This window comes from Hydrogenophaga sp. GW101-3F08 (genome assembly GCF_059424585.1).
The window spans coordinates 1-12860 of sequence record NZ_JBWKZP010000004.1 but is presented as its reverse complement, the minus strand read 5'-3'; the positions used below and the strand labels follow the sequence as shown (position 1 = coordinate 12860).

At 62.0% G+C, this 12860-nt stretch carries 16 protein-coding genes; 4 read left to right on the top strand and 12 right to left on the bottom strand.

Annotation, left to right across the window (positions count from 1 at the left end):
• Positions 1-7: 7 nt before the first annotated feature.
• The 4 genes from iscA to AC07YZ_RS12115 form a co-directional block, all read right to left on the bottom strand.
• Positions 8-331 carry an iron-sulfur cluster assembly protein IscA gene (gene iscA, locus AC07YZ_RS12130; protein ID WP_494794918.1) on the bottom strand — a complete coding sequence of 108 codons (324 nt, stop codon included), beginning with the start codon at positions 329-331 and terminating at the stop codon, positions 8-10.
• 128 nt (positions 332-459) lie between these two features.
• Positions 460-834, bottom strand: coding sequence for an iron-sulfur cluster insertion protein ErpA (gene erpA / locus AC07YZ_RS12125; protein ID WP_494794917.1), 375 nt, complete (start codon positions 832-834; stop codon positions 460-462).
• A gap of 28 nt (positions 835-862) precedes the next feature.
• The gene (iscU, locus tag AC07YZ_RS12120; RefSeq protein ID WP_494794916.1) at positions 863-1300 is read right to left on the bottom strand and encodes a Fe-S cluster assembly scaffold IscU; all 438 of its coding nucleotides are present in this window, start codon (positions 1298-1300) and stop codon (positions 863-865) included.
• A gap of 45 nt (positions 1301-1345) precedes the next feature.
• The gene (locus AC07YZ_RS12115; protein ID WP_494794915.1) at positions 1346-2590 is read right to left on the bottom strand and encodes an IscS subfamily cysteine desulfurase; all 1245 of its coding nucleotides are present in this window, start codon (positions 2588-2590) and stop codon (positions 1346-1348) included.
• Between the two features lie 292 nt (positions 2591-2882).
• Here AC07YZ_RS12115 and nifA point away from each other — a divergent pair, with 292 nt between their 5' ends.
• Positions 2883-4610, top strand: a complete 1728-nt coding sequence (nifA, locus tag AC07YZ_RS12110) for a nif-specific transcriptional activator NifA (RefSeq protein ID WP_494795171.1) — start codon at positions 2883-2885, stop codon at positions 4608-4610.
• A gap of 15 nt (positions 4611-4625) precedes the next feature.
• On the opposite strand, the gene AC07YZ_RS12105 is transcribed toward nifA, so the two are convergent.
• Together AC07YZ_RS12105 and AC07YZ_RS12100 are read right to left on the bottom strand one after the other, a co-directional pair.
• Positions 4626-4985, bottom strand: coding sequence for an RcnB family protein (locus AC07YZ_RS12105; RefSeq protein ID WP_494794914.1), 360 nt, complete (start codon positions 4983-4985; stop codon positions 4626-4628).
• 96 nt (positions 4986-5081) lie between these two features.
• Complete coding sequence (locus AC07YZ_RS12100; RefSeq protein WP_494794913.1) at positions 5082-5639, bottom strand: DUF2127 domain-containing protein; 558 nt, start codon at positions 5637-5639, stop codon at positions 5082-5084.
• Positions 5640-5688: 49 nt separating this feature from the next.
• Between AC07YZ_RS12100 and AC07YZ_RS12095 the strand changes: the two genes are divergently transcribed.
• Both AC07YZ_RS12095 and AC07YZ_RS12090 read left to right on the top strand, forming a co-directional pair.
• Positions 5689-5817, top strand: a complete 129-nt coding sequence (locus AC07YZ_RS12095) for a hypothetical protein (RefSeq protein ID WP_494794912.1) — start codon at positions 5689-5691, stop codon at positions 5815-5817.
• A 181-nt stretch (positions 5818-5998) separates the two neighbouring features.
• The gene (locus AC07YZ_RS12090; RefSeq protein ID WP_494794911.1) at positions 5999-6676 is read left to right on the top strand and encodes a helix-turn-helix transcriptional regulator; all 678 of its coding nucleotides are present in this window, start codon (positions 5999-6001) and stop codon (positions 6674-6676) included.
• Between the two features lie 142 nt (positions 6677-6818).
• Here AC07YZ_RS12090 and AC07YZ_RS12085 read toward each other — a convergent pair whose 3' ends face one another.
• The gene (locus AC07YZ_RS12085) at positions 6819-7454 is read right to left on the bottom strand and encodes a L,D-transpeptidase (RefSeq protein ID WP_494794910.1); all 636 of its coding nucleotides are present in this window, start codon (positions 7452-7454) and stop codon (positions 6819-6821) included.
• Positions 7455-8469: 1015 nt separating this feature from the next.
• On the opposite strand from AC07YZ_RS12085, the gene AC07YZ_RS12080 reads away from it, so the two are divergent.
• Entirely contained in the window at positions 8470-9360 is an 891-nt protein-coding gene (locus tag AC07YZ_RS12080; protein WP_494794909.1) for an IS110 family RNA-guided transposase, read from the top strand.
• A gap of 18 nt (positions 9361-9378) precedes the next feature.
• Here the strand turns inward: AC07YZ_RS12080 and AC07YZ_RS12075 are convergent, their stop codons facing one another.
• The 5 genes from AC07YZ_RS12075 to AC07YZ_RS12055 form a co-directional block, all read right to left on the bottom strand.
• Positions 9379-9714: a hypothetical protein gene (locus AC07YZ_RS12075; protein WP_494794908.1), complete on the bottom strand. Its 336-nt coding sequence runs from the start codon at positions 9712-9714 to the stop codon at positions 9379-9381.
• 61 nt (positions 9715-9775) lie between these two features.
• A complete protein-coding gene (locus tag AC07YZ_RS12070; RefSeq protein ID WP_494794907.1) occupies positions 9776-10216 on the bottom strand; it encodes a DMP19 family protein in 441 nt (146 codons plus the stop codon).
• A gap of 61 nt (positions 10217-10277) precedes the next feature.
• A complete protein-coding gene (locus AC07YZ_RS12065) occupies positions 10278-10976 on the bottom strand; it encodes a tetratricopeptide repeat protein (protein ID WP_494794906.1) in 699 nt (232 codons plus the stop codon).
• 92 nt (positions 10977-11068) lie between these two features.
• The gene (locus tag AC07YZ_RS12060) at positions 11069-11368 is read right to left on the bottom strand and encodes a DUF705 domain-containing protein (RefSeq protein ID WP_494794905.1); all 300 of its coding nucleotides are present in this window, start codon (positions 11366-11368) and stop codon (positions 11069-11071) included.
• A 75-nt stretch (positions 11369-11443) separates the two neighbouring features.
• On the bottom strand, positions 11444-12469 hold the full coding sequence (locus tag AC07YZ_RS12055) for a putative phage abortive infection protein (RefSeq protein WP_494794904.1): 1026 nt from the start codon (positions 12467-12469) through the stop codon (positions 11444-11446).
• Positions 12470-12860 lie beyond the last annotated feature (391 nt).

The window sequence follows — 12860 nt, the reverse complement described above, 5'->3', positions numbered from 1 at the left end:
GTCATTCCTACACCGCGAAGCTCTCGCCGCAGCCGCAATTGGCTTTGGCATTGGGGTTGTTGAACTTGAAGCCCTCGTTCAGGCCCTCGCGCACGAAGTCGAGTTCGGTGCCGTCCAGCATGGCCAGGCTCTTGGCGTCCACGATGACTTTGGTGCCGTGGTTGTCGAAGCAGTGGTCGTCCGGGTTGACGGTGTCGACGAATTCGAGCGCGTAGGCAAAGCCCGAGCAGCCGCTGGTCTTGACCGCCAGGCGCAGACCGATGCCGCTGCCGCGCTTGGCCAGCGACTTTTCAACGTGCCGCGCGGCGGCGGGGGTCAGTGAGACGTGCATGGCATTTCCTTTCAGCTGTCTGTGGCGGGCGGGCCCCTCACCCCAACCCTCTCCCCAGAGGGGCGAGGGGGCAAAACCCGAGAGGTGACTGGAGTGGGGGAAGACGCGAAGCGGCGCAGGGGGGCATTTCATACCGAAAACGAGCTGCCGCAGCCGCAGGTGGTCTGCGCGTTCGGGTTGTGGATCACGAAGCGCGAGCCTTCCAGGCCGTCCTCGAAATCGACCCGCGCGCCCAGCAGGTACTGCTGGCTCATCGCGTCCACCACCAGCGAGACGCCCCCGGTCGAGACCACGGTGTCGTCTTCGGCGATCTGGTCGTCGAACACGAAGCCGTACGAGAAACCCGAGCAGCCGCCGCCGGTGACGTACAGGCGCAGCTTCAGGTCGGGGTTGCCTTCCTCCTGGATCAGCTCGGCCACCTTGGCGGCCGCCTGCGGCGTGAAGTCGAGCAGGGCGGGGATGGGCGCCGCTTCGGCGACGACGGCTTCGGACACAGCGGACATGGCATTTCTCCTCAGGAGTGTTTCGGCCTCAATGGCCGCGGGGTTCGCAGGCGTCCTTTTCGACCGTCGTCGGCTCCGACGTCGGTCCGCCGTGGCGCGAGCGGTAATCGGCCACGGCCGCCTTGATGGCGTCTTCGGCCAGGATGGAGCAGTGGATCTTCACGGGCGGCAGCGCCAGCTCTTCGGCAATGGCCGAGTTCTTGATCGCCAGCGCCTCGTCCAGCGTGCGGCCACGCACCCACTCGGTCACCAGCGAGCTCGACGCGATCGCCGAGCCGCAGCCGTAGGTCTTGAACTTCGCGTCCTCGATCACGCCCTGGGCGTTCACGCGGATCTGCAGCTTCATCACGTCGCCGCAGGCGGGCGCGCCCACCATGCCGGTGCCCACGCTGTCGTCGTTCGCATCGAACGCGCCGACATTGCGCGGGTTCTCGTAGTGGTCAACGACTTGTTCGCTGTAGGCCATGGTGTTGCTCCTGGTGGGTGTGTGACAAATCGAATGGGGACCAGATCAGTGTTCAGACCACTGGATCGTGCTGAGGTCGATACCGGCCTGCACCATGTCCCACAGCGGGCTCATGCCGCGCAGCCGCGTCACCACCTCGCTGACCTGCGCGATGGTCGAGTCGATCTCTTCGGCGGTGGTGAAGCGGCCGATGGAGAAGCGCACCGAGCTGTGCGCCAGCTCATCCGTGCGGCCCATGGCGCGCAACACGTAGCTGGGCTCCAGGCTGGCCGAGGTGCAGGCCGAGCCCGACGACACCGCCACGCCCTTGATGCCCATCAGCAGCGACTCGCCTTCCACGTAGTTGAAGCTGGCGTTGAGGTACCCGCAGGCGCGGTGCACCGGGTCGCCGTTCAGTTCCACGCACTCCAGCTGGCTGATGCCGGCCCACAGCCGCTCGCGCAGCGCGGTGATGCGGGCGTTGTCGCTCGCCATCTGTTCGCGCGCCAGCCAGAAGGCCTCGCCCATGCCCACGATCTGGTGCGTGGGCAGGGTGCCCGAGCGCATGCCGCGCTCGTGGCCGCCGCCGTGCATCTGCGCCTCGATGCGCACGCGCGGCTTGCGGCGCACGTACAGCGCGCCGATGCCCTTGGGTCCGTAGATCTTGTGGGCCGAGAGTGAAAGCAGATCAACCGGCAGCACGTCCAGATCGATCACCACCTTGCCAGCCGCCTGCGCCGCGTCCACGTGCAGCAGCACGCCCTTTTCGCGGCAGATCGCGCCGATGGCCGCGATGTCCTGGACCACGCCGGTTTCGTTGTTCACGAACATGACCGAGGCGAGCACCGTATCGGGGCGCAGCGATGCCTTGAACTGGTCCAGATCGAGCAGGCCACTCGGCAGCACCGGCAGCACCGTCACCTCGAAGCCTTCGCGCTCCAGCTCGCGCATGCTGTCGAGCACAGCCTTGTGCTCGGTGGCCACCGTCACCAGGTGTTTGCCCTTGGCCTTGTGGAAGTGGGCCGCCCCTTTGATCGCCAGGTTGTTCGACTCGGTGGCGCCGCTGGTCCAGACGATCTCGCGCGGGTCGGCGTTGATCAGCGAGCAGACCTGTTCGCGCGCCAGCTCCACCGCCTCTTCGGCCACCCAGCCGTAGGCGTGGGAGCGGCTGGCGGGGTTGCCGAACTGCTCCGTCAGGTAGGGCCACATCTTGCTGGCCACGCGGCGGTCCACCGGGGTGGTGGCGGCGTAGTCCAGATAGATGGGCGACTCGCTGCGGGCAGGTGCTTGTGGGCGGCTGGGGTCCGGCATGGCAGGCTCCTGGCATTGATGGGTTGCAGCCCCTTTTGCAACGTCTGTGCCATGCGCTTCGGACCGCCCGAAAGGCGGTTTTGGCGGGTTTTGTGTGGGCTTTGTGCCGGGAGAACGCCGTTCGTCGCCGCGAGCCTTGTCGGGTTTGTTGCAAAGCCTGCGACGCATGTCGTCGGCACGTTTTTTGCAATGCAGCAAACCCAAGGTCGTCACTTTGCGGTGGAGTCCCACTGCTGGTGCAACCCACGAGCGACCCGGAGATGGGAGCCCCATCGTGAACACATCACCTGTCATGGTCCGGCGCGAGCTGGACGCGGTCTACGAAGTCAGCAAAACGCTGGCCACCTCGCTGGATGTCCACAAGACCTTCCGCGAGGCCCTCAACTACCTGACCCACGCCTTCGACTGGCGCCGAGCCTTCGTGGTGGTCGCCGAGGGCGACAACCGGCTCACCGGCCTGTGCGCCATCGGCCTGACCCAGGCCGAGCAGCAGCGCCTGGGCTTCGAGGCGGGCGAAGGCATTGTCGGCCGCGTGTTCGCCAGCGGCGTGCCCGCCACCGTGCCCGACGTGCGCGCCGAGCCCCTGTTCCTCAACCGCACCGGCGGCGCCGACCAGAGCCCGGGCATCCCCGTCGCCATGCTCGCTACCCCGATACGGGCCGACCACCGCACCCTGGGCGTGCTCGTCATCGACTGCCTCAACCCCGAGGAACGCCGCGTGTTCGCCGACGACCTGCGCCTGCTGCGCATGGTCGCCACGCTCATGGGCCAGTCGCTGCTGCTGCACCGCAGCGTCACCGCCGCCGCCGAAACCCTGCAGGACGAGACCCGCCGCATGCACAAGGCCCTGGGCGGCCAGCGCGCCAAGATCGAACAGGTCGTCGGCGTCTCCAAGCCCATGCTCAATGTCTTCGAGCAGGTTCACCAGGTGGCGCCCTCGCGCACCACCGTGTTGCTGCGCGGCGAAAGCGGCACCGGCAAGGAAGTGATGGCCCGCGCCATCCACAGCCTCTCGCCGCGCGCCAAGGAGCCCTTCGTCGGCGTCAACTGCGCGGCGCTCACCGAATCGCTGCTGGAGAGCGAACTCTTCGGCCACGAAAAGGGCGCCTTCACCGGCGCGCAGGGCCAGCGCAAGGGCCGCTTTGAAATGGCCCACGGCGGCACGCTCTTCCTCGACGAAATCGGCGACATCTCCGCCGCCTTCCAGGCCAAGCTGTTGCGCGTGCTGCAGGAACGTAGCTTCGAGCGCGTGGGCGGCGGTGCGCCGGTGAAGGTGGACGTGCGCCTCATCCTCGCCACCAACCGCAACCTCGAACGCATGGTGCAGGCCGGCGAGTTCCGCGCCGACCTCTACTACCGCATCAACGTCGTCAGCATCCAGCTGCCGCCGCTGCGCGAGCGCCGCGAAGACATCCCCGCCATGGCGCAGCACTTCCTGGACCGCTTCAACCGCGAAAACGACAAGGCCACCAAATTCAGCCCCGAGGCCATGCGCGTGCTCGCCAGCTGTTACTGGCCCGGCAACGTGCGCGAGCTGGAAAACTGCGTCGAACGCACCGCCACCATGGCGGCCAACGACTTCATCACCGACCTGGCGTTTCCCTGCCGCGAGAACCGCTGCCTCACGCAGGTGCTGCACCACATCGAACGCGAAGACGCCGTGCGCCCCAGCCGCCTGGCCGAAATCCCGATCACCGAAATCCCGGGTAACCCGCCACCGCGCCAGCCGGCGTTCAACGGCGCCAGCGCGGTCCCCCACGGCTTCGACCCCGGCGACAGCCGCCCGGCCGACCTGGAAGCGCTGGACAGCGGCTTTGACGCGCCCCTGTCCCCCTCAGCCGGCAGCAGCGCCAGCGCGCCACGCGCCGACGACAAACCCGAAGGCGAACGCGAGCGCCTGGTCTGGGCCATGGAGCGCTGCGGCTGGGTCCAAGCCAAAGCCGCCCGCCTGCTCAAGATCACGCCGCGGCAGATGGGGTATGCGCTGCAGAAGCATGGGATCGAGGTGAGGAAGTTCTGATCTGAGGGCGCTGCCTCAGTTGCCCAGGACCACGCTGACGATGAGGCCCGTGGTGGCCACGACCAGTACGAAGTCGGGCCCCACCTGCACCCAGTGCTGGTGCCCAGCCGGCCGCGGCAGGCGGTAACGCCAGTATTCCGTCACGACGTAATGCCGACCGCGAAACTCACCCGGCAGCCGCTTTCCGCGGCCGAACGCGTGGCCGCGGGCGTTGTAGTGGCGGGGGTGGTCCTTGTCGAACTTGGGCGGCTTGCCCTTCCCGTGGCCGCGTTGCGCAGATGGCGGCCAGTCCTTGTGGTCCTTCGCCATGGCGGGCAGCGCGAAGGCACCGACACCGGTTGCGAACAGGGCCTGAAAGAGGAGTCGTCGTTGCATGGTTTTTTCCTTTCGAAGTCGAAGCCGCATGGTGGGCCAGCTTCGTTGTTGAGTTGTCAGCATCAATGCAAGTGTTCGCAAAGCGCGGTTACAAATTCAGGACGCCACCCCGAACTCCGCCTTGATCGGCGCCGAACTCAGGCGCCAGATCAGCCAGCCCGACACCGCCGAAAAGCCCACCGCCATTGCAATTGAGACGACCCACAGCGTTGAGGCCATGCCCTCGAACTGCGCGCGGAATTCCGGCGGTACTTCAGGCATGGCCGTCATGGAAGAGAAAACCGATTGCTGGAAGAAGAGGCCAGCGATGTTCCACACGATGCTCAGCCCCATCAGGGCAATGACCATCAGCCGCGCCCATTCCTTGCGCCGCAACAGGCCGATGCCAGACACCAGCAACACGACGGTCATCAGCCAGAACGCCGCAAGCACTGCGCGAATGTGTTCAAACATGAAAGTGGCGAACGGCGGCATGTGCTCTGTACCTGGCCCGGACGGCAGCGCTATCTGATCCAGAGGCATCACGGTCCAGACAAGAATGTTCTGCAGTGTCGTGATGACACCGCCCAGCACCGCCGGGACGATCACGAACCAGGCGAGTGTGGTGACGAAAGTGGACAGCCGGGCTGGCGAGGTTGGGGTGGGTGATGACATGGGTTCCTTCTTGTGGTTCAGGCTTGTTCTGATGTGCGCATCGTAGCCATTGCGGGACATCGCCAAGAGCGGCGAAGTGGTCACCATCGTCTCGGGTGACAAGGCCCACCTGATCGCCATGCACCCGTGTCGCGGGATCGAGGTTCTGTCGGTGGGCGACTTTTTGCTGCGGGCGTGACGCTGTGCGGTGCGGTGCTGTGCGGTGAATGTCCGGCCAATTCGCCGCACCGAACGCGGTGAATGTGGAGCGCAATCGCCGCATGAGCTGCGGTGTTTTGGGTGGCGGCAGCTTTTCAGAAGGTTATTGTTTGTCCAGAAAAATAGACAAAACTATATGAATTGCCTAAAATTCTGAACAAATGAACGCCTCCGACCACTCCGCTGTCCTGGAACGCCACCTGCTCCTGCAGCTGGGCGACCGCCTCAAGCGCCTGCGCAAGGCGCAGGGCCTGGGCACGGTCGCCATGGCCCAGCGCGCCGGTATCTCGCGCACCACGCTCAGCGCCGTCGAAGCCGGCGACCCCGGCCCCTCCATCGGCACCTACCTGCGGGTCATGTCCCTCCTCGGGGTGGCTGGCGAACTGGCCTTGCTGGCCGGCGACACCCTGCAACCGCCGCCGCCCGACACAGCCGCCGCGCGCTCGCGCCGGGCGAAGCCAGCGGTTCAGGTGCTGGTGACGGCCGACGACACACGCCACCAGATACAAGACCTGCAAAGCCTCGCGCTGCACGAAGAAGCCGTGCGCCGCGTGCGCGCCGACCCCGCGCTGCTGCAACAGGCGCAGGCCACGCTGGAGCGCTGGCTGCAGGGCAGCCCGTCGCGCTCCAGCACTCTCTGGAAAGAGTGGCAAACCATCCTGGCCCAAGGCCGGTGGCGCAAGGCCCTGGGCCGCACCCGCCGCGCGCAGGAGCTGCGCCAGGCCTCGCCTCTGACCACCGTGTTGCCCGAAGACGTGCGCCAGAACATCCTGGCTCAGGTGCGTGAATTGCGCAAAGGCGTGGTACTGGGCGACGACACGAACAAGGCCGAGTCATGAGGGCCAGGGCGTCATGAGCGTGGGGTCGACCTGCCCGACGGCGTTGGTCTGCACGCACTCGTTGGCCAAAGACAGCTGCCACTCGGCCTCTATTTATGCCAACCAGTCCCTGCAGAAACTGCGGGGCTCAGCGGCGACATGCTCAGGCGTTGCTGGGGGCCAATAGTTTGTCCGCCGCCGCGCCGGCTTCAGGCATCACGTAAACGACAGCGCGGCTGCGACCAAGCACAGGCGATACGACAGCTTCATAGAAGGCCACCGGCACCACCACGCAGCCGGCCGATACGCGGCGCGCTTGCGGGTCAGCCGAGGCCAGGCGCGTCGCGCGGTGCCGCTGCGACGGTCCTGGGCGCAATCGGTGGATAGCCAGTGCGCTGTCGTAGTCGATCCAGACCACGGATTCGCCCCCGAGGTTGCGGCCAGTCTGGGAGACGAATCGCCCTGCTGTGGTCACCCGGTCGCCCTTTCGCAGTTGTCCGCTCTGGGTGCGTTCCCCTACGCCCGGCACGGCCCGGTCGCCATAGTCCGCCCCCAGCAGCACCGGCGTGGAGCCGACGAGTTGGCCGTTGCCCAGGAAAACCGCGATCACGGCCGCCTTTTTGTCGACGACGGCGAAAGGCAGGCCTCCGTGGTCTGCCGAGGCAATCACCTGTCGGGCCAGCGCCAACGCAGCGACAGTTGGCATGTTGGGTGATGGCGCGGCCCCTGCCGGCAGGGCCGGCCCGCCGAGCAGGGCGACGAATAGCGCGACTGTGAGCCCAGGGATCGAGAACCGCATGTTGCAAAGCCACCGCATTTGAACGCGGGAAGGCTTGCACCTCCCGCGACTGCCACGAGTGACGACCCCGAAAGACCGCCGTGTGGACAGATGCTATTGGCCCTGCGGGATGGCAAAGCGCGCAAAAGCAGGCGAAAAGCAGCGCAAATGCTCCTTCAGTCCAAGGGCGCATTCATCGTAGGGCGCCACAGTAACTGCTCTGGGAGATTCAAAAAATCAAGGGCTTCCAAAACCGCGCGCCGTAGGGTCGGCCCGGTTTGGGTCAAAGTTGATGCGACTGGCTTACTTCGCCGCCAAAGTTCTTACGACTGGATCTCCGGCGTGAACCCTCTTCCGTTCAACTCGACAGTCAGGTCACAATCGCTGCCTGACTTTGACCAGCCGGCTTCTACGATTCTTAGGAGGCCCAAAATGCTTGAGCAGATCAACTCACCAACCGCTCAAAATGCTGTCGGACATAGGGTACGCTCGGCTGACTTTCCGCTTTCGGCCTATTGTGTTGAAAAACTCGAGCGCCGCCCTCGGGGTCGTCGTAACTGGAAAATCGACCCCATAGAAGGGCCCAGGATCGACGATCTCACTTAAGGCAAGGGGTAAAGCACCCCCGAAAATGTGATGAACACTTACTCAGGGGAGTTTTTCAACAGAATAGGCCAAGAGCAGCCGGATGACAAAGTGGAAAGCGGTCGCTCAAGTTCGAGCCAAGCGGGCGGCGACGGCAGGACGCCAGGCCCGGGATGTCGAAAATGTGGCGCGTACCTGGTGTCCTGCCGTTGGCGCTCCGCTTGAGCGAGGGATTAGCGAAGTAATCGGCCCGCCCGCGCCGCAAATCGTTCCGAAGAAACACGTGGCGTTGGCGCGCGGAATGTGGGATGGTGGAACGCAGCACTGGCGAAGACCGAAGTAGCAATGGTGCACATTGCCCGCGGGTTAGCGTGGTCATGGGCTGCGTCATCGACATTGGTGAGCCTGCGTTTGGCGATTGACGCCTCGCACAGGCATCCCGTTTGAGAGAGTGATCAAGACGACGTACCCGAGCCGGGCCCTGACCCAGATGAACATCCAGCTGGCCAACGTCATCTCCGACGTGGCTGGTGAGACGGGCCAGAAGATCCTGCGCGCCATCGTCGCCGGTGAGCGCGATGGCCTGGCTTTGGCCAAGCTCAGGAACGCGCGCATCCGCGCAAGCGAGGACGAGATCGCCAAGAGCCTGCAAGGCAGTTGGCGCGCCGAACACCTCTTTGCCTTGAAGCAGGCACTGGACGCGTTTGACTTCTGTGGCACCCAATTGGCCGAGTGCGACGCGCAGGTTCAGGCGCAGTTGCAAGCCCTGCATGTGCGCGAAGACGAGCCAGCCAAAGGCAAAAAGCGCGGGCGCGCTCGCAATGCCCCGAAGTTCGATCTGCGCACGCAGCTCTTCCAGATGTGCGGCGTAGACCTCACCCGCATCGACGGCATTGATGTGACCACCGCGCTGGTGGTGGTCTCCGAGGTGGGTGCGGACATGAGTCGTTTCGAAACGGACAAGCACTTCGCGTCCTGGCTGGGCTTGTGTCCGGGCACCAAGATCACCGGAGGCAAGGTCATGAGCGGCAAGACCAAACGGTGCGCCAACCGAGCGGCCCAGGCGCTGCGTCTGGCCGCTGCGGCCTTGCGTTCGAGCCAGTCGGCGCTGGGCGCGTACTACCGTCGCATGTGTGCACGCATGGACAAACCCAAGGCAGTGACAGCCGCTGCCCACAAGCTGGCCCGACTGATCTACGCCATGCTCACCAACGGCGAGGAATACACCGATCAGGGGCAGGACTACTTCGAGGAACGCTACCGTCAGCGCGTCTTGCACAACCTCGCCCAGAAGGCCAAAACCATGGGCATGCAGCTCGTCCCCTCCGACAGCACCGCTTGAAAACACCATGGAAATCAATCAGTTGTCTGGTGTTTCTTGAGAGAGCGCATTTTTTAGCATGCCCTCGAAAGCAGCCCAGGACTGAGCAATGGGTAACGCAACGGCTGGCTCCATGCCAATGAATGGCAGGCAAACGATTTCACCTGTTGGAGAGATCGCAAACATTTCTCCTCCGCCGCTGGTAGCAAAGCCGAAGAAGCCCGGGGCGTACTGCGGGACTTGGTACTCGGCGTTGTACTTGTTCAGCTCTTCCACCGGCCAAAACTCGCAGAGGTAAGGATTGACCTCAAGCTCACAGACGAGTGGCTTGCCTGAAGCGTAATAGGCTAGGAGTTCTGAGGATGCCGAGGCCATGAATGCGCTCTAACGTTGGAGGCCAGGCGCGGCCGAAGGCCGTCGCCTCTGGGCCGACCCGTTATACGGATTGGAAAGCATTTTGGTTCGAGTCCACATACTCAGCAAGCTTGGCAAATACTGCTTCATCACCACACACTTTACGGCTTAGTTTCACAAATAGATGGCCCTCATCATCGCGAACGTTTTCGAGCCACTGCTGGCGTTTGTCCTCATGGAGGTGTGGTTGCGGAAACGGAAACATCGCTGCAGCCGTTTCAATACATGAGGCGGCGCTTTCTGCGCCGACTCTCCGGTACGCTTCTACAAAGAACGAGTATTCCGGTGTGCCATCAAAGTCGCTCTCAAAGAGATACTCAAGGCCACCGTTGTCGATGATCCCCTGAACGGAGTAAATGACAGCGACCGTCTGGAGGGGTATCGGCAATCGCGAAATGTCGTTGCCCGCCTCCTTGAGGCGTGCGAACGCGAAGTCTGATGCTCGGTCAAGCAGAGAGCTCATAGAGCCGTATAACGTTGAAAATCACCAGAAGGCCGTTAGGCCGGTCCGGTGGATTGTAGTGTTAGACCGCTGTGAGATAGCAGTTCTTCCCGATGAGGTTGAGAAGTTCGTTGGCTTGTTCGTGATCATCGTCAGCATTTGCAATCTCAAGCAATGATCGAACTTGTGCGATAGCGTTCTTTGTTCCCGGTCCACGGATGAGACGGAGTACAGAAATCCAGTACCGCGCATTTTCCTTCGAGCGTTGGCAGGAGGTGGCTGGGTCGCAAATGATGATGCGCTCAAAAGCTGACAAGGCAGAGCCAAAGTCTTGTTTGGTGCCGAAGCCAAAGAGATAGCACAATCCGATTTGCAAGAATGCATCAGTGTCGTCCATGGAGCCGGCACGTTGGTACCAACGAAATGCCAACTTCGGTTTTCCCAAATCTCGGTAAATGGTCGCAAGGTTGAATGCAGCCGATGAATCGCCTTGTGCCACAGCCTTTCTCGCCCAGTTAATTGCAAGCGGAAAGTCTTGGACGATTTCTCCTCCAGAACTAAATATTGTGCTCAATGTGCTTTGAGCTCGAGCATTTCCCTGTGCAGCTGATGCTTGATACCACTTCATTGCCGTGGCGAGGCTCACCGAGGCTAACACGTTCCCAGATTTGTCTTTTGCGCCGGTCTGATGGAAGTAGCCGACTTCCCATTGAGCCTCTGGGTCGCCATTTTCAGCAGCCGAGTTTAGGCTTGTCCAATGTCTGCGGTGGATGATTTCCATGGGAGGAAGCGTTCTAACGTGAAGATGACCGGGCCGCAACAACTTGCGGCAAAGCCGCCTTCTGCTGTTGTGGGTCCGAGTCGATTGGCATGTTAAACATTCTCGGCCTGTGACGGATACAGATGCTTGCAAAACCGCCACTCATGGACGGGCTGGTCGTCAATGTACACCGTGGGCTTGGGCAGGAAGCCATCGAAACAATCGGTAATACCAAGCTCGACCGCCGTGGTTTTGCAGTATTCGGCACCGCCGGAACTCCAAAGGTACAAAGTTGCTCCCTCTGCCTTGAGCCGTCGCACTTGCGCAATTACCGCGGGCATTGGGATGCGCTTGACGCCCACAGACCGCACCATGGTGTCGTCAATATCCACAAAGATAACTTGCTGGGGCATAGATGTTTAACGTTTGACATGAGAGGACGGCGCCCGGCTTGCCGGGCGCCGTCCTCTCGATGGAAGGGTTGGGCGTCATTGCGATACGGGTGGCGTACTTTCTTCCGAACTCTGTTTCTGCACGAAGTGCTTTGGGCCGTGCATAGGAACAATCTCAAGCGGATAGGCGGCGCGCTCTTTGCTGCCGAGGAATGCTCTAGGTCTGTACCCTGTTTGTAGAGCCGCCTTGTAGGCCTTGTGGTAGCCGGTGTGCATGTGCTCAAGCAACCCGAACTCCTCGATATAGCGAATAAACCTGTGACCAAAAGGAGTTAGGCCGTTCAGCGCAAGAAGTAGCACCGCGCCCTCGCTGATTTGGCCGCGGGCGATGTTCGCGTATTGAATCTTCTCTTTCTCTTCGAGAGATGACTCGGCCACGTGTTTAAAGGTCTGAAACAGAAGTCGGAAGTACGGACCAAACGCCGATGGATTTGCGTTGTATGCATGCTTGCGAAAGTGCTGAACGAGCCCTCGCATGGCTTCTTCTGCGTCTACGCCTTCCTTCCAGCCTTGCTTCATATTGGCAGCAAAGCTATCAAGTGCTGCCGCACCACTCCTGGTGGAATCGCCGAGCACTGGCCCTTTGGCAAGAAGATAGCTTCCGCTTGAAGACTGAATCCTCTCAGTTAGGTCTCGACTTAGATCGAGCATTCTGAAAAAGAGAGATTCGAATTCCTGTCGTTGTCGTGCGCGCCGCTCCTCTCTGTTCTCTTCCCGGGATTCGCGAAGAGACAGGTACTGCATGAACCCTGCCCACGCCACTAAAGCGCCTGCTATGGCCGTAAGCAGAGCGTTCAAGCCGCCAAACGAGTCTCCCGCCAGTCCAACCTCTGTGAAGTAAGTTTGGCGATCTGCTTGCTGAAGAGGCACAGATGCGCCAGAGGCTTGACTTGAAGGGGACGAAGCTGCATGTTGGCCGGAAAGGCTTGCGATGCGCTTGTGGACTGATTCAACGCCAAACCACAGCCACGAAGTCCAAACAGCTGCAGCAGCAAAAAGCGTTATTAGCAGAACTAAAGAAGGATGCTCTGCGAGTAGGCTTTTCTTTGCGGGCTTGTTCATCGCGCTTGCGGTTCTAGTGACGCCCAACGTAATGTCCAGAGCAAAACCTGCTCTATAAGTTGGGCGCTGCTCCATAAGTTGGTCATCGATTTCTCCTGGATGTGGCTTGTAGTCTTGATTCTGACTGCATTAACTGTCTATACATCCAGTTATAAAAATTCTGCGAAACCCGGCACCACGCCGTTGGCTCCATCGGTACCTTGAAACTGGCGCGAGTACGTATTCGTTACATCCACTATAGCCTCAGCAACGAGTGAGTCCATGCCTATTTGGAGTGTGGAGTGACCGCTTTGCGGAAGGTGCGGGATTGTCTGTGATCTTGCCCCCGTATTCCCGGACCCGTCCTATTCGCAACGTAACGCCGTGCCCTTGATGGGCGATTGGCGCGCCT